The sequence below is a fragment of the Parasynechococcus marenigrum WH 8102 genome (genome assembly GCF_000195975.1).
GTDB lineage: Bacteria > Cyanobacteriota > Cyanobacteriia > PCC-6307 > Cyanobiaceae > Parasynechococcus > Parasynechococcus marisnigri.
In genome coordinates this window covers 747242-765415 of record NC_005070.1, presented here as the reverse complement: position 1 = coordinate 765415, position 18174 = coordinate 747242, and the positions used below count along the sequence as shown (strand labels likewise).

The window sequence follows — 18174 nt, the reverse complement described above, 5'->3', positions numbered from 1 at the left end:
GCCAGATCATGGCCCGATTTCACCAATACAGCCTCAGAGAGCCTTCAACAATGCGTCGCCCATGGCACGGCATCCCAGCGCGGTGCAGCCCTCTGCCATCAGATCTCCGGTGCGGAAGCCAGCCGCCAACACCTTGTCCACAGCCGCCTCGAGATCAGCGGCAGCCTCCGTCTGCTTAAGACCGATTCGCAGCATCATCGCGGCCGAGAGCACCATCGCCATTGGATTGGCCTTGTCCTGGCCGGCGATGTCCGGCGCAGAGCCATGCACCGGCTCGAACAGGCCAGGACAGTCGCTGCCAAGGGAGGCCGATGGAAGCATGCCGATCGAGCCGGTGAGCATGGCGGCCTCATCGCTGAGGATATCTCCGAACAGGTTCCCCGTAAGCAGCACGTCGAATTGGCGTGGACTGCGCACCAGCTGCATCGCGGCGTTGTCCACATACATGTGGCTGACCTCCACATCGCTGTAGGCGGGAGCCATCGCATCCACCCGGTCCCGCCACAGCTGGCTCACATCCAGCACGTTGGCCTTGTCCACGGAGCAGAGGTTGCCGCGACGTTCCCGGGCCAGGTCGAAGGCCACCCTGGCGATGCGATCCACCTCGCTAGAGGAGTAGGTCATCGTGTTGAAGCCACGCTCCTCTCCGTCGGCCTGGATCCGTCCCTTGGGCTGCCCGAAGTAGATCCCGCCGGTGAGTTCTCGCACCACCATCAGGTCCACACCCTCGATCACCTCCGGACGCAGGCTGCTGGCACCGATGAGCGCCGGAACGATCTTCACAGGGCGCAGGTTGGCGAACAGAGCCATGCCTGACCTCAGCCCGAGCAAACCGGTTTCCGGTCGTTTGTCGCGGGGAAGGTTGTCGAAGCGGGGGCTGCCGATGGCGGCCAGCAAAACCGCATCAGCAGCCTTGCAGGCGTCGAGCGTGCTGGCGGGCAGGGGCTCACCGCAGGCATCAATGGCACTGCCACCGATCAACTGCCCGTCAAAACACAGTTCAAAACCATGCCGCTGGCTCACCGCCTCGAGCAACTGGCGCGCCACAGCCGTGATCTCCGGGCCAATGCCATCTCCAGGAAGCAGGACGACGCGGTGCTGGGCCATGTCGATGCGGGTCGGCAGATCGACCGATGAGGTTACTGAGGGGTGTTGCGTTTGAGCTCCCGCACCGTCCGGGCCAGCTCGGGAAGCTTGCTGAAGGCGGCGGAACAGCGCAGCCAAAGGCGATGAGGAATGGCGGGATAGCCGCTCACAACGGCACCGGCGTCGACATCGTTATGGATCCCCGCCTTAGAGCTGGCCATCACGCGATCCCCGACAACCGCGCGGTTCGCGACTCCCACCTGGCCAGCCAGGATGACGCCGTGACCGATGCGGGCACCGCCGGCGATGCCCACCTGAGCGGCAAAAGCACAGCCACGGCCTGTGCTCACTCCATGCCCGATCTGCACCAGGTTGTCGATCTTCGTTCCAGCCCCGATCCGGGTCTCCCCCACGGATGGGCGGTCAATGGTGCTGCCGCAGCCGACCTCCACCCCGTCCTCCAGCACCACCTGCCCCGTCTGAGGCATCTTGCGCCACCCCTTGGCGGTGGGAACAAAGCCGAATCCCTCGGAACCCACCACGGCGTTGGAATTCACCACGCAACGTCTCCCCAGGCGACTGCCGGGGTGCAGCACGGCGTTGGCATGCAGTTCACAGCCGTCAGCGATCACCACGTCGTCGTAAATCACCACACCGGGATGAACGATGCAGTCGGCACCGACGCGGCTGCCAGCACCAATGCACACGCGGGCGGCAACGGCGGTACCGGGGCCCACCACAGCCCGCTCGTCGATCACGGCCGTGTGATGAATGTCAGCCTGTGGGCGCTGCCGTGGATGCAGGCAGTCGAGTGCTTCAGCGAAGGCCAGGCGTGGATCCGACACCACAGCGAAGGCGATGCCCCGCTGGCTGGCGAGGTCGATCAGATCCTGCTGATCGGGCAGCAGCAACGCCCCGACAGCACTGTCACTGAGGGATGCCGACAGCACATTGCCCGCCTCTAGAAAACTCAGCTGGTCTCCCAACGCCTGATCAAGAGCGGCGGCACCGGACAGGTCTGGGTCCTGGCCGAGCTGACTCCAGCGCAATCCCGACTCACCCGCTTGGAGGGCCTTGATCAAGCTGCTGAATCGCATGGCGTCGCGGTGCGGCGGCCGAATCGTAGGCGCGCTCAGCGGCTGTGAAGCACCAGGGCGTCCCGATGCACCACCACAGGCGATGGACCAGCGGCCGGCGCAGCATCAAGAGCGCGCTGAACAGCTGCGCTGGACAGCTGGCAAAGGCCGCGTCCCAGCTCGCGGCCGTCAGGACCCTGCAACCGGACCGGTTGATTGGCGCCGAACACCCCCTTCACCGCAGTAATCCCAACCATCAACAGGGAGGACCCCCGCTGATGCAAGGCATCGCAGGCACCGGCATCCAGCGTCAGCTCGCCCTGGGGTTGCAAGGCATGAGCCAGCCAGCTGCGACGGTTGCCCAGGGGTTCCGGGTGGGGATGAAACACCGTTCCCCCGCGTTCCCCCTGAAGCAGGGCATCGAGGCGCCTGGGATCCCGACCATCTGCCAGATGCACAGTGATGCCGCTGGCGGTGGCAATCCTGGCCGCCGCCAGCTTGGTGGTCATGCCGCCGCGGCCCCAACGTCCGCCATCACCGGCGACGGCTTCAAGGGCGTCGAGCTCCCGTGGGTGGTGCACATCGGAAATCGGGCGGGCATCGACGACAAGCCGCGGATCGGCTGAGTACAGACGGTCCACGTCGGTGAGCAGGATGAGCTGGTCGGCACCAACGGCCGCCGCCACTAGGGCAGACAGGGTGTCGTTGTCTCCGAAGCGGAGCTCCGCCGGGGAGATAGCGTCGTTTTCATTGACCACCGGCAACACACCCCACTGCAACAGCTGCTGCAGGGTTCCTGAGGCGTTCTGATAACGGCGACGATCAGCCAGATCTGACCGGGTGACAAGGATCTGGGCCACAGCGATGCCGTGGTTCGCCAAGGCCCGTTCGTACAAAGCCATCAGCTGACCCTGCCCGGTGGCAGCCGCCGCCTGCAGGGCCACCACGGTCTCGGGCCTCTGGGGAAGCTGAAGCCGCTGGCAACCGAGGCCGACAGCACCACTGGAAACCAGCACAACGCGATCGCCCCTTGCGAAGGCAGCAGCAATGCCTGCGGCGAAACCAGCGATCGTTGCGGCGGTATCCCCCCGCAACAAGCTCGTGCCCAGCTTCACCACCCACAGCGTCATGCCGTGGGGGCCCCCATCCAAGCGGCGAGACGACGTTCCAACCGTTGGACCCGGTCATGGCGACAGGGCTGCCCGTTCTGGGAGATGGGTTGCACCAGCACGGTGTAGAGACCGAGTCGATTGCCGCACCACACGTCGGTGAACAAACGATCGCCGATCATGGCGATGCGTTCCGGGGGCAGATCAAGCTCATCGATGACGCGACGCAGGGCGCCCCGCCTGGGTTTACGGGCACCGCAGGTGAAGCTCACTCCGAGTTGATCGGCGACGGCAGCAATCCGCGCGTGGGACGGGTTGTTGCTGAACAGGTGCAGTTTCAGGCGACGTTTGGCATCCGTCAGCCAGACCAGAACTGGCTCAGGCAGGGTCACATCGCGGCCAGGCAACAGGGTCCGATCCACGTCCAGCACAGCGGCGGACAGCCCTCGGGACAGCAGATGGGGGAGGGAGAGATGGGCAATGGTCAATCCCGGATCCCAGCTGGGCTGCAGTCGATGTTGAGCGATCACTCCGGCCATTCCCTCTCCTCAAGCTCCGCTTCAAGGCGCGGCTGAATCAGATCGAAATCCTCACCCTCCACCAATTCCGCCTGGCCATCGACCATGCGGGCCACCACGAAGAACGGGTCGAGCGGAATGTACAAGCCGAACTCCTGCTCCTCGACCATGAAGCTCACCAACAATTCAAAGGTCTCGGAATCCTCGTCACCGTCATCGTCGTCTTCATCCTCCAGCTCATCCGGATCGGGTTCATCCAGTTCACCGCTCACCGTGAGCGTGACTGCAGACCGCACGAGCGTGAGGTCATGCTCCTGAAGCACCACATCAGCAACCGAAAGAATCGGTTCACTGCTGTTGAGGGTGATGATCGGCTCAGGGTCGGCATCGTCCTGAAGTCGAAACAGAGATACCGGCGTATCGACCGGCGTCAGCAGGACGTAATCGGTGCCATCGAGGCGAATCAACTGCTCAAGGAAGCAGAGCAGATCACGACCATCGCTATCACGCACCAAAACGGTAGGAACGTCACTGCTGCCGGAGGCCGAGTCACGCATGGACGTTGAATTCACTGCGCTCAGGATCCACCATCGACCAGCTCAGCGCCCGCGCCGCCCAGGAGGCCTTGGACCGGTTTGAGATCCGGCCCCTCACGAAGCCATTGGTCCAGCAGCAGCGCTGCAGCTGCACTGTCAAGCCGACCAGAGCGATCTCCCTTCAGCCCATGGCGCTCCCCTGCTGCCCAGGTGCTGCTGTGCTCGTTCACCCAAGCGAGGGGCAACTGCAGGGCCTGGGCGAGACGCCTGCCGTAGCGCAGGCAGTGGTCCGCCTGGGCTGTGGGCTGACCGGCGGCATCCAGCGGCAGCCCCACCACCAGGCCCTGAACCCGACGGTCCTGGCAGAGCTGTTGCAGCACGGGGAGATCATCATCAAAGCGCCCTCGATGCAGCGCCTTTATGGGGGTCACAGTGATGCCAAGAGGATCGCAGCCGGCCAGACCGATCCGCTTGCGTCCCACATCCAGACTCAGAACCGAGCAGGGTCGGGGCACCTCAGCGACGACCCAGACTCGGGGATGGCATGGGTTGCCCCTGGGGACGCAGGCGACCCAGGACCTGATCAAAGGAGCGGCTGAGCTGCAGGTTGCGCGGGGCTGTCTGACGTCGCCACATGCTGCGACCCATCAGCAACTGCTCTGCACCACGGCGCCAGCCCTCACGACTGAGCAGCTCGGCCATCGGCGCATCATTCAGAGCCGTGCTCAGCCCGGCGACGCAGCTCTGCCGTTGAAGCCGGCTCAACAGCTGCGGAAGGGCCTGATCGAGACGGGGATCCCAGGCCACATCGCGGATCAGCTCCAACGTGTGCTGATCCTCGCCTTCCCCTAATCGCAAACAACCCGCCAGCACAGCATCACCAGCCATCAAGACACCACAGCCCGGACCGCGGCGATCGAGCAGATCCAACCAATGGCGATCGGTGATCTGGCGCAGATGGCTGAAACAGCCCCCCTGTTCAATCGGCCAGAGGCGCTGGGCATTGCGGCGGTTGATCGGCTGCCAGGTCAGCCCCTGGGGCAACGGCTCTATCGGTGTTGATGGGTTCGCAGGAGGATGCCACACCTGAAACGGGCGAAGCGGTTGGAAACCGAGTTCCCGCAACAGGGCAATGGCATCGGCATCGCCGGCTGGGCAGCGGATCACCCAGCTGCCGACCTGACGATCACCCTGCTGAAGCACGGTCTGCAGAAGGGTGCGCTGCACTGTCCTGAGCCCATGGACGCTCTCGCGAATCAACTGCTGGGGCCGCTGCAAGGTCCAGCAGCTGCCACGGCGGTTGATCGGTTGCACCACAACAGCGGCCAGAGGGCCGTCCGCATCCAGCGCGATGAAGCAGCGGGGTGAGCGACTCGGCAGCAGATCCGGAAAGCGTTGCTCAACCCGAGCCAGCCAGTCGCCCAGCAGCACGGTCTGAAGCTGCGGAAACCAGGCCAGATGGGTCGGACTGAGGGGTTCAACCTTCAGGGGCTGCAGGGGTTGTGCTGTCATTCCTCCCCCCGGGCGCATCCAAGCTCAATGTAGTGCTCAACCGCGACCAGAACGCACCAACACCAGTGGTGTGCGCTGGTTGGCATTGCCAGCAGGATTGGGCTTCAGGGCGCGCTGCAGCAGTGGTTCATCACAGCCGGAACTGGAGGCCAGCACCTTGACCCGGCCGAGATCGTTGACGTCGACGATGGCGACATCGACGCCAAGAGCCTCGGAGGCCTCGGCGCAGAACGACGCCGACCGTTCCGGTCCCAGCACGATGGTCTGGTCGTAGGGCGGAGTGGTTCCTGTGATGTCATCAATCAGGCGGGCCTGATCCCCCGCCAGGCGATAGAAGCCTCCTGGGATCGACACCAGTTTCATCAGGAGACCACCGATCCAGGCTGCGATCACCCGGGTGGGGCCCACCACATCGATCAGGGTCTGCATTCCGCACGCCGTCGCCAGGCTGCTGGTGGGGTGAAACACCCGGCAGGCCAACCTGGCGAGCATTCCTGGTTCCACTTCACTGGGGTGCTGGTAGCGGCCTTGAATCACCGCCAGTGGTGTCTCGCCGATCGTCAGCACATCGCCGGGTTGCAGGAGAGGGGCTGCATACCGCCGCAACACCTCAATCGGATCATCGAGGGGGCCGAGCAGGTGGGTCTTCACGGGCAAAACAGTGCAACCGTCTCCGCTCTGCCACTGAGCCTGATCAGCACGCAGAGGTCTTGGACCGCGCACCGCCACAGGCACCCCCTGACGGCGGGACAGACGTCCGAACGGGCCGTAATTCATCCATTGCACATCAACCCAGAGCGTGTCGACCAGCTCCAACGCTGCGCCACCACGGATCTCAATCGTCACCCGAGCTCGTGTGGTCTTCAGGCCCTTGACGATGTATGCGGCCCAATAGCCATCAGCACGGGGCTCCTCATCGGGATGATCGGCCTGGATTCTTGTGGTGACGGTGAGACTGGAAAGATCAGCCCTGCCCAGCAGCGTGGGTTCCACCCGCAGCTCCGGCACGAAAACCTCCATGCGTGGATGGGGGTTGCTGATCTCCAGCACACCGGCGACACGCAATACATCAGCACTGGAGCTGACTTTCCAATCCCTGGCCATCAGCCACAGGGGGGAGGCGGGCCGCAACCGATGGCGGGCTTCCAACCAGGCCACCCCCGCTCCGAGGGCCAGGGGGGCGATCAGCAGCGACACAACGGTGAATCAGCTGCGCCGCAGCGTAAGCCGATCAGCGAGGGGTGACCTCGATATTGACCTCGTTGAAGCTGCCTTCCTGATTGATCGCCGGCAACTCAGGGGCCGGTAGACCTGTAGCACGGCTGATGGCTTCATTGATCGAACCGAGGGGGACCTGTCCCTCCTGATCGAACACCACATCACCTTTGGGGTCGATCACCACCACCTGCGGAATCTGCCCCCGCCAGTAACTGGCGGGATCAGCAGCTCCGGTCGGCTGACGCCCCTGCAGCGGGTCAATGGTGAGGGGCAGAAGATCGATGCCTCGACCCCAGAGGCGCTGCAGTTCAGAAACCACAGGCGCAAAGCGTTTGCTGACGGCACTGTCATCGAGGTAGTAGACGATCACGGCCGTGCGCTGGTCCGCCAGGGTGTCCTCCAGGGTGTTAGCCGGGGGCACCAGGGAGCCGTTACCGGCATAGAGGGCGTAAATATTGCCGTCGTAGTTGTCGTCGTTGAGAACGGCCTGAGCCGGAGACACCAGCAGCAGCAGCACCACAACACAACAGAGAACGCGAGGCAGCAGACGTCCCATCAGGCCGGTGCAGGGAGGCCCATTGTGGACTCAGCCGCGCCCCAGACTGCGACCCATCCCCTGGGCGATCCCTCGACCGACCAGACCGATCGCTCTCCCCAGCACCTGGGTGAGCAGTACCACGGCCAGATCGCCAAGGCGGCGCACCAAGGCCTGCAGCTGAGGCGCCAGGGCATCTCGGGTCTCCAGCAGCAAGGCCACCTGGCGCTGCCACCAGCCAAGGCTGTTGAGCTCCTGATCGCGGGGCTCCGTGAGCTGCAGCGGTTCAATCCGTCCAGCGCGTAGTTGAAACAACGTGCGGTTGCTTTCGTACAACTGAATCGGTCGCTCAATCCATTCGGACCAGCGCAGCTGGTTGTTCAGCTGGTTGCGCAGTCGATCCAGTTCCCGGGTCGCCAGCAGGCGATCCCCCAACAGATAGCGGCGCAGTTCCGGCCACTCGCCGCAGGCCTCCAGCAGCTCAGCTCCAATCAACTCAGCGGTGCGCACCAGCCAGTTGCTCACCAGAGTTTCCAGTTGCAGCAGTGCCCTTGGATCATCAGCCGGCAGCAGCTGTCCGTTCACCAGCACCGGCTGATCCGCCAGCAGCGGCATCAGCATCGAGGCAGGATCGGGCATCTCGTCATCGACTCCCTCAAGGTCGGCGGAAGCCAGCAGCGTGGAGGCCACCGGTTGCAGAACACCGTCTCTCGGAATCTGCACGTAGCTACCGGCCATCGCGGTGAGGGCCTGTCGGCGTAATTCGGGCTGAAGCGACGACCAGCGCGCCGGCGCTGGATCCTCATGGCGCAGCCGTGCCAGCACATGATCCAGCTGCTGCAGCAGAGCCAGCAGCAGCTCGCGGCGACGATCGGGGTGCAGCCCCTCAATCGCCAGGAGGCGACCGGTGGCATTGCTGAGACCGGTCTGAACAGAACCGTCCAACCGCTCACGGATGGAGTTCCACACCGCCAGCGCATTGCGCTGACGCAGGGTGATTGCCGTCGACTCCTCCGCTGGTGGGGAAGGCTGCATCGGCACCCGCAGGGGAACGGCGTCCTCCAGGCCCACCTGCAGAGGACCCCACAGCCACAGCAGCAGCGCGCGAGCACTGCGCAGTTCACGGCAGCGACCTTCCAGCAGCAGGCACAACAGCCACGAGTGCGGAGGTGGCTTGAGCAGGGCTTCGATCACCTGCAGGTCATTGCTGATTTGCTGCAGTCCACTGAGCAGCAGCGACTGGGCCAGCCCGAGGGAAGGCAGCTCGGACGGAGGCGCAACGGTTTGAAGCCGAACGGTCCGTCCCCCCTGCAGCAGGGTGTCGATGGCCACCTGCAACTGGGCACAGTCGCCGTTCTGCAGCAGCCCTTCTGCGCTGAGGGTCAGCAGCTGATCACGGCTGGCCTCAACATTCCTCGGCAGTAGCAGAAGCAATGGGGCCGGATGCCAGCGCTCCTGAAGCAGCAGCACCTCCCGTTGCAATGCGCTCAGGGATGGAAGCTTGTCGATGGACCAGATCACGATCTGGGGATGACCGTTCAACGCATCCGGGCGCAGCGAAACCTCCCAATCGGACTGTCGACGGGTGAGCTGCAGGGCCAGCGATTCCCCAAGCAGGTCCGGTGCCAACAACAGAATTCGTACCGGAGCTGATGGAGCCAAGCGGTTCAGTACGCGTTGTCGTCAAAGTAACGAGCCTGGCCCTATCGCTCCAGTGGGCGTCGTCCGTTCAGCTGCAGGGTGTAGGACTCGATCCGAAAGCCTGTGCGCCGTTGAATCTGGTCGAGCAGATCCTCCGGCAACTCCACATCGATGTCTTCGATCACACCGGTGTCGAGGCAGGTGAGATGGCTGTGGGGATCACTGCGGTAGCCGTAGAGCCGACCATTGGCGCGATCCAGACACTCGATCACCCCGGCGGACTGCAGGGCCTCCAGGTTCTGATAGGCGGACGTATGGCCAATGCTCCGCCCTCGGGCATTGAGCTTCTCGAAGATGTCTCTGGCACTGAGGTGGCTTTGTTCGCTCCAGAGCAGATCGAGCACCATCCGGCGCTGACGGCTCAAGCGCATGCCCAGCTGTCGGCAGCGCTCAAACACCCCCTGCAGCCCATCACCAGGTGGGCCTGCAGCTGATCCAGGGGGCGAGAGCCTGATCACTCAATGGCGATTTATAACACCAGCTTAAGACGACTGATCAAGCCAGGTCCGCTGCAACAGCTGTGATGTCCTGCAGCCTCGGCTCCGCCAGCGCCCGCACCGCTTCCGCCAGATCAACACGACCGTCGTACAGGGCACGACCGACGATCACACCACTCACACCGAGTGGTTCCAGGGGCAGGAGAGACAGCAGATCCGCCATGCAGCCAATGCCGCCGGAGGCGATCACCGGAACGCTGCTGCTCGCCGCCATGGTCCTGAGAGCCTCGAGGTTCGGCCCGGCCAGGGTGCCATCGGTGGCGATATCGGTGGTGATGATCGCGGCAATCCCAGAGCTGCTGAAGGTTCTGGCCAGGTCCGTCGCCAGGACATCGCTCTGCTCGATCCAGCCGCGGGTGGCCACCCGCCCGTCCTTGGCATCGATTCCCACCACGATCCGACCGGGGTACCGCTCGGCGAGGGATCGAACCAGGTCGGGCTGCTCGATCGCCACGGTGCCGAGGATCACGCGATCAAGACCGCAGGCGAGCAACTGCTCAGCCCGTTCCAGGGAGCGGACGCCGCCACCGAGCTGCACCGGGATATCCAGGGCTGATGTGATCGCCTGGACGGCGGAATCATTCACCGGTTCTCCCCGCTTGGCACCATCGAGATCCACTAGGTGCAGTCGGGTTGCGCCCTGCTGCTGCCAACTGAGGGCCTGAGCGACAGGGTCATCGCTAAAGCGGGTGACCTGCTCGTAATCCCCCTTGTGCAGGCGCACGCAGGCTCCGTCCAGCAGATCAATAGCGGGAAGGATCTCCATGCCGGTGAGACGTCTGCGCCCATCCTGCAGCTCCGCGCTTCAATGGCAGCGCTTCTGCAGTGTGTGGCCGTGAAGATCCTGGTGATGGGGGGGACCCGTTTTGTGGGCAAGCCCTTGGTGGCCAGGCTTCAAGCCCAGGGGCATGCCCTCACCTTGTTCACGCGGGGCCGCAACGCCTTGCCTGAAGGCGTTGAGCACCTCAGCGGCGACCGCAGCAGCAGCGAGGGACTGAGCCCGTTGGAAGGACGACAGTTCGATGTGATCGTCGATAGCTCCGGCCGCAAGCTGGAGGACAGCCGGCGGGTGGTGGAGATCACAGGTGCCCCCAGCCATCGGTTCGTTTATGTGAGTTCCGCCGGGGTCTACGCCGGGTCTGAGCTATGGCCCCTGGACGAAACCGCCGCCACCGACCCGAACAGCCGCCACGCCGGCAAAGCTGACACCGAGGCCTGGTTGCGCGCCGAAGGCATTCCCTTCACCAGCTTCCGCCCCACTTACATCTACGGACCCGGCAACTACAACCCCGTTGAACGCTGGTTCTTTGATCGGATCACGCACGACCGTCCGGTGCCACTCCCGGGCGACGGCAGCACGATCACCCAGCTCGGCCATGTGGATGATCTGGCCGAGGCGATGGCGCGCTGCATCGATGTTGAGGCTGCCGCCAACCGCATCTACAACTGCTCCGGCAAACAGGGCATCACCTTCCGCGGCTTTATCCAGGCAGCGGCGGTTGCCTGCGCCAAAGATCCGGATGCGGTGGAGCTGCGCCCCTTCGATCCATCCGGCCTGGATCCCAAAGCCCGCAAGGCCTTCCCCCTGCGGCTTAACCATTTCCTCACCGACATCACAAGGGTGGAGCGGGAACTGGCCTGGCAACCCCGGTTTGATCTGGCCAAGGGTCTGGCGGACAGCTTCCAGAACGACTACGCCAAAACCCCGACGACGGAGCCCGATTTCAGCGCTGATGCAGCCCTGATCGGGGCCTGATGTAGGCGACGGCTGAACTGATCGCCAGCAGCAGTGACGGCCAGAACAACCACCAACCGGCAACCACCAGCTGCTGATGCCCGCTCCAGGATGGGGGCCAGAGCATCAGCAGCAGCGCCAGGAACTGCAGCACGGTCTTGCCTTTCCCCGCCAGCGATGCCGGCCCCCCATCTCCCGCCTGGGAGCGCCAGCCGGAAATCAGCAGTTCCCGGGCCAGCAACAGCCAGACAGCCCAGAGCGGCAGGGTTCCGGCGGAGGCCAGCCAGAGAAGAGGGGCTGCAATCAGCACCTTGTCCGTGAGGGGATCCAGCCGTGCCCCCCAGCTGCTGCCGCCGCCGGCCAGACGGGCCAGCCAACCATCGGCGGCATCGCTGAGGCCAGCCATCAGCAGCAACCACCAGGCCAGGGCAGCCGCGTCTGCCTGCAGCGCCAGGATCAACGGCAAGCCAGCGACCGCGCGGGCGATCGTGAGGCCATTGGCCAGGGAGCGCAGGGGTAACGACAACGCGCAAAATGCAACATGCTGACTTCAAATCATGGTCCTGCAGCTGAGGGTGGCTGATGTGATGACCCAGCCCGTGCTGAGCGTCACCCCCGATACCCCTTTGCAGCAGGCCGTTCAACTGATCAGTGACCACCACATCAGCGGTCTGCCGGTCGTGGATGACGCCGGTGTCCTGATCGGAGAGCTGAGTGAGCAGGATCAGATGGTGCGCGAGAGCGGGGTGGATGCCGGCCCTTACGTGATGCTTCTGGACAGCGTGATTTACCTGCGCAATCCGCTCAACTGGGACAAGCAGGTGCACCAGGTGCTCGGCACCACGGTGAAGGACCTGATGCGGAAGGACACCCACACCTGCAGCCTGGAGCTTGGCTTGCCCAAGGCAGCCTCACAGCTGCATGACCGGAGCACACAACGGTTGTTTGTGCTCGATGGTGATGGGAAGCCGGCGGGTGTGATCACCCGGGGAGACGTGATGCGGGCCCTCGCCTCCCACAAGGAGAGCTGATCAGCTGGCCGTAAGAAGGGCAAAATCCAATCAATATTAATAAATCAAATAGAACGAGTTTCTAGACTGGTTGATGGCAAGAATAACTTCTTAATACGAGTCCTAGCTGAACGAACCCTTCCAGCAAAACAGCCACTACTGATTGAACCTGTCGACAGGCAATGGCGGTGGATTGAGGGGGGGAAGTTCAGGTGGTGGCGGCGCTTCTTCAACACCGTCGCTCTGATCCAGCACGATCTCCTCATCAAGGACGTCATCCCGACCAAGACCTGACTCAAGCTCCGGAAGCGGCGGTGCATCCAGGCTGGGCATGTCTAACAGAACCGGAGGCGGCAGATCCGGTGGCAGCAGCACCTTGGGTGCGAAGAACTCAACGCCGTCGTCACCAAGATCCTGGACCGTTGGTTCAGCCTCAAGCTCCAGGCTCGCCGGTGGCTCCAACAGCACGAGGGGGTCTGCGGTGATCGGCGGCTCCCGCAAAGGCGAGCGATCCAGATCCGATACCGGATCAGGCACCTGGTCGACATCTGGTTTCACCGGATTGCTGGGTGCCCAGATCATGCGTGCAATGGGTTCCACGCCCTGCTCCATCACGCGATTCAGTCCTGCCAGGGCTCGATCGGCCATGTGATTTCCAAAGGCCTGCAGGCAATCCATCGCTCCGGCACAGGACTCATCACCGGTGAGCCTGGGGGTGAAGTCTGCGATCAGATCACCCCGCAGCGGTGTCTGACGGGTACTGAGCCGCAGCATGTAAGGGACATGGACAAAACTCGTCGCTCCACCGCTGATCCAGTTGGCATCTTCTTCCGTAAATCCCTTGACGCCGGGAATGATGAAACGGCTTTTGGAGGCATGGTCCGGCATGTAAGCCGCCAGATAGCCGCGACGTCTGGCCAGGTCCTTGCTCTGCTCGAGGGTCAGCCCATCCCGGCTCATCAGCACCTCCAGATAGCCGTCCTCGCGCAGTCCCATCACCATGCGAATCCGTGGCAGGTAGTAGCGGATCCGCTGTCCCATGCTGATGCTGTAAGCCCCCTTGTAGCTCTCCGGGGGTTCCTCGAGGTCGTTGTAGAGGCTGTGCAAGCCACCGATGAAGGTGTCGTAGGTGCGGATGTGGGCGTCGGTCAGCTCGCCGTAACTGAAATCAACGCCGCCGCTGTGACGGATGGCGATGAAAGCCCGTTGGCGTGAGGCCGTGCGGTTGCGCCCTTTCCAGACTCGTGAACCGAACTTCAGGTCCCCCAGCGGGACTGTGATCTCGCGTCCACCGTTGTCGACATGGCGCTCGTACATCGGCCCGGACACGTAGGCCAGAGCTGCGATGTCCTCAAAGGCATCCTGCTCCCGGTCCCACCCCTCCAGCAGGCCGAAGCGAACACGCCTTGGATCGAGATCCAGGGCATACACCTCATCGTCGGGGATGTAATGAAACGGCTCACCATCCCTGCGCGACTCCTGCTCGATCCTCGATGTCTCAGCAACCTGCTCCTGCTGCGGCGCGTCGGGGGCCAAGGCAATCAATCCACCTAATACCAGGAAAGGAGAGGCCAGGACCAACCAGCGTTTGCGCAGACGAAACCGTTTCCGTCCCTGGCCGGCCTTGGTCTGGTCCTTCATGCGGACCGTCGCCCCTGGTTGTTGAGGAGTGGTTCGAACCAAGGAAGGATGGCTCCGTCGGCCACTAGCCATTGCTGGTAACGCTCGCCGCAGTCATGGCCTCCCGTCAACTGCCCAAAGGCAGGAATCACCAGACGGGGCCCTTCGGGATCAAAGGCAAAGCAGGGGAGACGCAACCGATCGGCCCGGCTGCGCAGGCGGGTCATGGGATGCAGATGCCCGCAAACGTTGAGCAGATCCGCAGCGGGGGGAGTTTCTGGAGCATGGCTTAACCAAAGTTGGCCGACGCACTGGGAGGGGAGCTGCGGCAAGCCTTCGATCCAGCAGTGGCGGTCGTGGTTGCCGCCGATCAGCAGCACCTCACAACCGCAGAGATCCGGCAGCGAACGCAAGGTCTCTCGCAGCTCGGGCGTCAGCCCCTCACGGGCATGAATCAGATCACCCAGAACGATGAGCTGTTCAGGGGCCCAGGCATGACAGAGCTGGAGCAACGGATTCAACGTTCCGCGGTCGCCGTCCGTCGGCAAGGGGATGCCATGGGCCTGGAATACCTCGGCCTTGCCCAGGTGCAGATCCGCCACCATCAACTGGCGACCGTGCTCCCGCCAGAGGGCACGCTCTCCAAGAAACCGCAGGGACTCACGTCTCCAGACCCACTCCTGCCCCTTCATCGGCAGGACACATTGATGTTTTGTAGCCCTGACTGCATCGCAGGTGCCTGTCCGTGCATCACTGTGATGACCCTTCGACACAGCATTGTGGCGCGATCGATGCGTCCAAACCAGCTTCCGGTCGAGACCCTGCGCTGGCTTGAGCGCAGGCTTGCGTCACTCGAACAGCAAGGGCGCTACGAGTGCGCCTACGCCTTGAGAATGGAAGTCGCTGAGTGGTTGTTAGGGGCCATGGATGCCAATCTGGCGGTCCCTGCTGCGACTTGAGCCACCAATGACCATTGCCCTCCTGATTGCTCTGGCTGGTTCCCTGGTCGCGATGTCCTTCATCGTGAAGCGCCTGGATCAGCGGTGAAGCGGTCTGCCGTTGCAGTCGGCCTGCTGCTGGGCCTGCAGTTTCTGCTTCCACCGCTAATGGCACGGACGCTCAAGGTGGGCGTCAGCGGCAGTGCCCCCTTTGTGATCCAGGAGGAGGGTGGCAGCAGCGGAATCAGCCTCCAGGTGTGGAGAAGGATTGCTGAAGACAACAACCTCTCCTATCGGCTGATTCAACAAGCAACACCCCAAAAGGGAATTCTTGCCCTGAACGACGGGGAGATTGATCTGCTGGTGGGGCCGATCAGCGTCACACCCGATCGTCTCAACCTTCCAGGGGTCGATTTCACCCAGCCCTATTTCATCGGCAAGGAAGGCATTCTGTTGCCACTTAAGCCCTCCACCCTGCTGAATCGATTGCAGGTTTTTCTGGGATGGGCCGTGCTGTCATCGGTCCTCGTGCTGATCACAGTGCTGCTGGTGGTGGGCAGCCTGATCTGGCTGGCGGAGCGGCGGAGCAACAGCGAACAGTTTCCAGCGCAGCCTCTGCCGGGAATCGCCAGTGGGATGTGGTTTGCCCTTGTGACGTTGACCACTGTGGGCTATGGCGACAAGGCCCCCATCACCCGGATCGGACGAGGCCTCACGGCGATCTGGATGGTCACCTCGTTGATCGCGGTGTCTTCCTTGACGGCCAGCCTGGCGTCCGCCTTCACTCTATTTCTCTCGGGTGACACGAATAACAGCATCACGGATCCAGCCCAGCTGAGTGGCCAAAGGGCTGCCGTGCTGGAGGGAACGAGCGGAGCGGAACTGGCGAGGCAGCGGAACATGCGGATCGTGCCAGCAAAGACCCTCACCGCAGCGATCGACCATGTGTTGATGAACAGAGCGGAAGCGGTGATCTTCGATCGCCCGGCAATCCGCTTTCACCTCAAGAACAACCCGGAACTGGCGGTGCAACTGGCTCCATTCACCCTGGCGGAGCAGACTTACGGCTTTGCCTTCAGAACTGGCGATCCATTGAGGACACCGTTGAACATCTCCATCCTCAAGCTGCAGCGCAGTGGAGCGGTGGAAGCCATCTCCAAACGACTGCTCAATTAGTGCAGCGGGCGATGGCGGCGCAAAGCTTCCTCCACCAGGTAAGCGGCCAGATTGCCGCAACTGCGGCCCTCCTCCAGGGCATGGCGTTTGAGTTCGTCCATGACACCGCGAGGCAGAGTGACGTTGATGCGCTCTGAACTGGAGGCATCAGCTACGGCAGCGCTGCTGGGTGCCGGAGCCTGCCCTTCAAGCCGTTGTTGCAGCTCCTGAACCAGATCCTGAAGAAGTGGCACGATAAATTCACAATATAGTGGTCACATTATCACTATATTTCACCAAAATAGATCTTTGTGGCGTCCGATCCATCCCACGTAATGTGGCTCCACGTTTCACCGATGCCATGCGCCCTCTGCCGCTGAAGCTTGCTCCAGGCAGCGATCTGCGCAACAGCCTTGAGGAGCTCAGCCAGACGCAGGGCATTCACGGTTTTGTGCTCGGTGTGGTCGGCAATCTCAGCCGCGCGGCCTTCCAGTGCCCGGGGCAGCCCGAGCCCACCGTCCTGGAGGGCGACCTTGAGGTGATCACCCTGAATGGCACGATCGCGCCGGAGGGAGTGCACCTCCACCTGAGCCTCTCCGATGGTGCCTGCCAGGTGTGGGGGGGCCACCTTGAGCCGGGAACGCTGGTGCAGAAAGGCGTTGACCTGTTGGTGGGTGTACTGGATCAGCCCCCTGCCCCAGCTGAATCCAACGCGGACGCGCCTGCCCCACGGCTTGAAATCGCGGTGCTCCCGGGATGCCCCTGGTGCGGCCGCGCACTTCGACTGCTGCGGGGCATGGCATTGCCCCACACCGTGATCACCGTCAACAACGACGCCGACTTCGAGGCCTGCCAGACCCGCAGCGGCATGCGTACCTTCCCCCAGGTGTTCATCGACGGAACGGCGATCGGCGGCTACGACGACCTCACAGCCCTGCATGCCGCCGGTGAGCTCGAAACCCTCCGCTGACCAGCCGCCGTTCTGGTCGCTCAAGCCCTGGTGGTGCCAGCCCTGGTCGATCATTAGTACCGGCTCTGCGGTGATCGGCTTGTCCTGGTGGTGGCCCGGACGTCTCTGGATCAGCATCCCCATCGGCCTGGCCGTTTCAGCCTGGTGGCTGCTGTTTCTGGTGATCGTGCCAGCGGCCTACCGCTCTGGAGACCTCCACTCGTGACCAACAACGTTCACACCAACGTGCAACTGAAACGGGTGGATCAAGCCCTGTTCGATCAGGTGGCAGGGGTGGCTCGGCAGCACCCACGACTGCGCAAGAACCACAACCTTCACCAGGAAAGCGATCTGGTGCAGCGGTTTCTGAACGTGCTCCAACCGGGCACCTACGTGCGACCCCACCGGCACGTCCGCGATCAACCCGGAACTGGATTCGAATGCTTCCTGGTGCTGCAGGGGGCGATCGGACTGCTGGTGATGAACGACGACGGAACAATCCTCCAGCAGGAGCGGCTGGAGGCCACAGGACCTGTGCGTGGCATCGAATTAGCGGAGAACCAGTTCCACACCCTGGTGGCCCTTGAACCCAACACCGTGATGTTCGAGCTCAAGCAAGGGCCCTATCAACCCACGGAAGACAAGGATTTTCTCAAGGGCTTTCCCTCCGAAGGATCTGCAGACGCCAGCGCCCAGGAACAGCTCTGGCGAGACCGCTTCCGTTAGACCGCCGCGGTCCGGGATTCCTCGCGGGAGCGCTGCTTCTCCTCAAGCAGCTCCCGTTCCAGCTGATCGATCAGACGGCTTACCAGTGCCTGGAATTCGGGTTGGCAGCCACGGAAAGCCGCCTTGTGGCGGATCGGCTCATTGCGCATGCGCAGATCCGTGAGCATCAGTTGCAGAGAGTCGATACGGGCGCTGCTGTTCATGGCCATCCATGCCTTTGAACGAAGACTATGACGCGGGTGCGAACGAGCGA

The 18174-nt window shown here is 63.1% G+C and carries 24 protein-coding genes; 7 read left to right on the top strand and 17 right to left on the bottom strand.

Translation table 11 applies throughout. From position 1 onward, the window contains the following. Positions 1 to 33: 33 nt before the first annotated feature. From leuB to hisA, 12 genes are all read right to left on the bottom strand, one after another. The gene (gene leuB, locus TX72_RS03845; RefSeq protein ID WP_011127649.1) at positions 34 to 1107 is read right to left on the bottom strand and encodes a 3-isopropylmalate dehydrogenase; all 1074 of its coding nucleotides are present in this window, start codon (positions 1105 to 1107) and stop codon (positions 34 to 36) included. A gap of 32 nt (positions 1108 to 1139) precedes the next feature. Beyond that, positions 1140 to 2183: a UDP-3-O-(3-hydroxymyristoyl)glucosamine N-acyltransferase gene (gene lpxD / locus TX72_RS03840; protein WP_011127648.1), complete on the bottom strand. Its 1044-nt coding sequence runs from the start codon at positions 2181 to 2183 to the stop codon at positions 1140 to 1142. A 35-nt stretch (positions 2184 to 2218) separates the two neighbouring features. Beyond that, the gene (gene proB, locus TX72_RS03835; RefSeq protein WP_011127647.1) at positions 2219 to 3292 is read right to left on the bottom strand and encodes a glutamate 5-kinase; all 1074 of its coding nucleotides are present in this window, start codon (positions 3290 to 3292) and stop codon (positions 2219 to 2221) included. Then, a complete protein-coding gene (locus TX72_RS03830; protein ID WP_011127646.1) occupies positions 3289 to 3810 on the bottom strand; it encodes a YqeG family HAD IIIA-type phosphatase in 522 nt (173 codons plus the stop codon). Before TX72_RS03830 ends, proB begins: the two co-directional genes overlap by 4 nt. Beyond that, positions 3798 to 4346: a DUF3727 domain-containing protein gene (locus TX72_RS03825; protein ID WP_011127645.1), complete on the bottom strand. Its 549-nt coding sequence runs from the start codon at positions 4344 to 4346 to the stop codon at positions 3798 to 3800. Before TX72_RS03825 ends, TX72_RS03830 begins: the two co-directional genes overlap by 13 nt. Before the next feature lie 20 nt (positions 4347 to 4366). Beyond that, positions 4367 to 4840 (bottom strand): Holliday junction resolvase RuvX, encoded by a 474-nt coding sequence (gene ruvX, locus TX72_RS03820; protein WP_011127644.1) that lies wholly within the window; start codon positions 4838 to 4840, stop codon positions 4367 to 4369. 1 nt (position 4841) lies between these two features. Next, positions 4842 to 5837: a hypothetical protein gene (locus TX72_RS03815; protein WP_011127643.1), complete on the bottom strand. Its 996-nt coding sequence runs from the start codon at positions 5835 to 5837 to the stop codon at positions 4842 to 4844. A gap of 36 nt (positions 5838 to 5873) precedes the next feature. Beyond that, the gene (locus TX72_RS03810; RefSeq protein ID WP_011127642.1) at positions 5874 to 7034 is read right to left on the bottom strand and encodes a hypothetical protein; all 1161 of its coding nucleotides are present in this window, start codon (positions 7032 to 7034) and stop codon (positions 5874 to 5876) included. A 34-nt stretch (positions 7035 to 7068) separates the two neighbouring features. Further along, positions 7069 to 7611, bottom strand: coding sequence for a thylakoid membrane photosystem I accumulation factor (locus TX72_RS03805; RefSeq protein WP_011127641.1), 543 nt, complete (start codon positions 7609 to 7611; stop codon positions 7069 to 7071). Positions 7612 to 7641: 30 nt separating this feature from the next. Then, positions 7642 to 9252 carry a DUF3685 domain-containing protein gene (locus TX72_RS03800; RefSeq protein ID WP_011127640.1) on the bottom strand — a complete coding sequence of 537 codons (1611 nt, stop codon included), beginning with the start codon at positions 9250 to 9252 and terminating at the stop codon, positions 7642 to 7644. Positions 9253 to 9293: 41 nt separating this feature from the next. Further along, positions 9294 to 9662 (bottom strand): Fur family transcriptional regulator, encoded by a 369-nt coding sequence (locus TX72_RS03795; protein ID WP_148228851.1) that lies wholly within the window; start codon positions 9660 to 9662, stop codon positions 9294 to 9296. A gap of 124 nt (positions 9663 to 9786) precedes the next feature. Further along, entirely contained in the window at positions 9787 to 10554 is a 768-nt protein-coding gene (hisA, locus tag TX72_RS03790) for a 1-(5-phosphoribosyl)-5-[(5-phosphoribosylamino)methylideneamino]imidazole-4-carboxamide isomerase (RefSeq protein WP_011127638.1), read from the bottom strand. A 42-nt stretch (positions 10555 to 10596) separates the two neighbouring features. On the opposite strand from hisA, the gene TX72_RS03785 reads away from it, so the two are divergent. Continuing rightward, positions 10597 to 11544 carry an NAD-dependent epimerase/dehydratase family protein gene (locus tag TX72_RS03785; protein WP_225867736.1) on the top strand — a complete coding sequence of 316 codons (948 nt, stop codon included), beginning with the start codon at positions 10597 to 10599 and terminating at the stop codon, positions 11542 to 11544. Here TX72_RS03785 and TX72_RS03780 read toward each other — a convergent pair. Continuing rightward, the gene (locus TX72_RS03780) at positions 11513 to 12049 is read right to left on the bottom strand and encodes a CDP-alcohol phosphatidyltransferase family protein (RefSeq protein ID WP_011127636.1); all 537 of its coding nucleotides are present in this window, start codon (positions 12047 to 12049) and stop codon (positions 11513 to 11515) included. The genes TX72_RS03785 and TX72_RS03780 overlap by 32 nt on opposite strands. 31 nt (positions 12050 to 12080) lie before the next feature. Between TX72_RS03780 and TX72_RS03775 the strand changes: the two genes are divergently transcribed. Next, positions 12081 to 12554, top strand: coding sequence for a CBS domain-containing protein (locus TX72_RS03775; protein WP_042503162.1), 474 nt, complete (start codon positions 12081 to 12083; stop codon positions 12552 to 12554). 135 nt (positions 12555 to 12689) lie between these two features. On the opposite strand, the gene TX72_RS03770 is transcribed toward TX72_RS03775, so the two are convergent. Next, positions 12690 to 14174: a hypothetical protein gene (locus tag TX72_RS03770; RefSeq protein WP_011127634.1), complete on the bottom strand. Its 1485-nt coding sequence runs from the start codon at positions 14172 to 14174 to the stop codon at positions 12690 to 12692. Beyond that, positions 14171 to 14845, bottom strand: a complete 675-nt coding sequence (gene pdeM / locus TX72_RS03765) for a ligase-associated DNA damage response endonuclease PdeM (protein ID WP_011127633.1) — start codon at positions 14843 to 14845, stop codon at positions 14171 to 14173. The genes TX72_RS03770 and pdeM overlap by 4 nt, the downstream gene beginning before the upstream one ends. 99 nt (positions 14846 to 14944) lie before the next feature. Here pdeM and TX72_RS03760 point away from each other — a divergent pair, with 99 nt between their 5' ends. Next, positions 14945 to 15112 carry a hypothetical protein gene (locus tag TX72_RS03760; RefSeq protein WP_186512855.1) on the top strand — a complete coding sequence of 56 codons (168 nt, stop codon included), beginning with the start codon at positions 14945 to 14947 and terminating at the stop codon, positions 15110 to 15112. Positions 15113 to 15196: 84 nt separating this feature from the next. Further along, positions 15197 to 16267 carry a transporter substrate-binding domain-containing protein gene (locus TX72_RS03755; RefSeq protein ID WP_011127632.1) on the top strand — a complete coding sequence of 357 codons (1071 nt, stop codon included), beginning with the start codon at positions 15197 to 15199 and terminating at the stop codon, positions 16265 to 16267. Here the strand turns inward: TX72_RS03755 and TX72_RS03750 are convergent. Then, positions 16264 to 16500, bottom strand: coding sequence for a ribbon-helix-helix domain-containing protein (locus TX72_RS03750; RefSeq protein WP_011127631.1), 237 nt, complete (start codon positions 16498 to 16500; stop codon positions 16264 to 16266). The two genes, TX72_RS03755 and TX72_RS03750, sit on opposite strands and share 4 nt — an antisense overlap. Before the next feature lie 107 nt (positions 16501 to 16607). Between TX72_RS03750 and TX72_RS03745 the strand changes: the two genes are divergently transcribed. From TX72_RS03745 to TX72_RS03735, 3 genes are read left to right on the top strand one after another with little or no spacing between them, the layout of a single operon-like run. Then, entirely contained in the window at positions 16608 to 17216 is a 609-nt protein-coding gene (locus tag TX72_RS03745) for a PCC domain-containing protein (RefSeq protein WP_011127630.1), read from the top strand. Continuing rightward, entirely contained in the window at positions 17185 to 17421 is a 237-nt protein-coding gene (locus TX72_RS03740; RefSeq protein ID WP_042503158.1) for a DUF6737 family protein, read from the top strand. Before TX72_RS03745 ends, TX72_RS03740 begins: the two co-directional genes overlap by 32 nt. Further along, on the top strand, positions 17361 to 17921 hold the full coding sequence (locus TX72_RS03735) for a WbuC family cupin fold metalloprotein (RefSeq protein WP_318655403.1): 561 nt from the start codon (positions 17361 to 17363) through the stop codon (positions 17919 to 17921). The genes TX72_RS03740 and TX72_RS03735 overlap by 61 nt, the downstream gene beginning before the upstream one ends. Here the strand turns inward: TX72_RS03735 and TX72_RS03730 are convergent. After that, positions 17918 to 18124 carry a hypothetical protein gene (locus TX72_RS03730; protein WP_042504205.1) on the bottom strand — a complete coding sequence of 69 codons (207 nt, stop codon included), beginning with the start codon at positions 18122 to 18124 and terminating at the stop codon, positions 17918 to 17920. The two genes, TX72_RS03735 and TX72_RS03730, sit on opposite strands and share 4 nt — an antisense overlap. Positions 18125 to 18174: the final 50 nt, after the last annotated feature.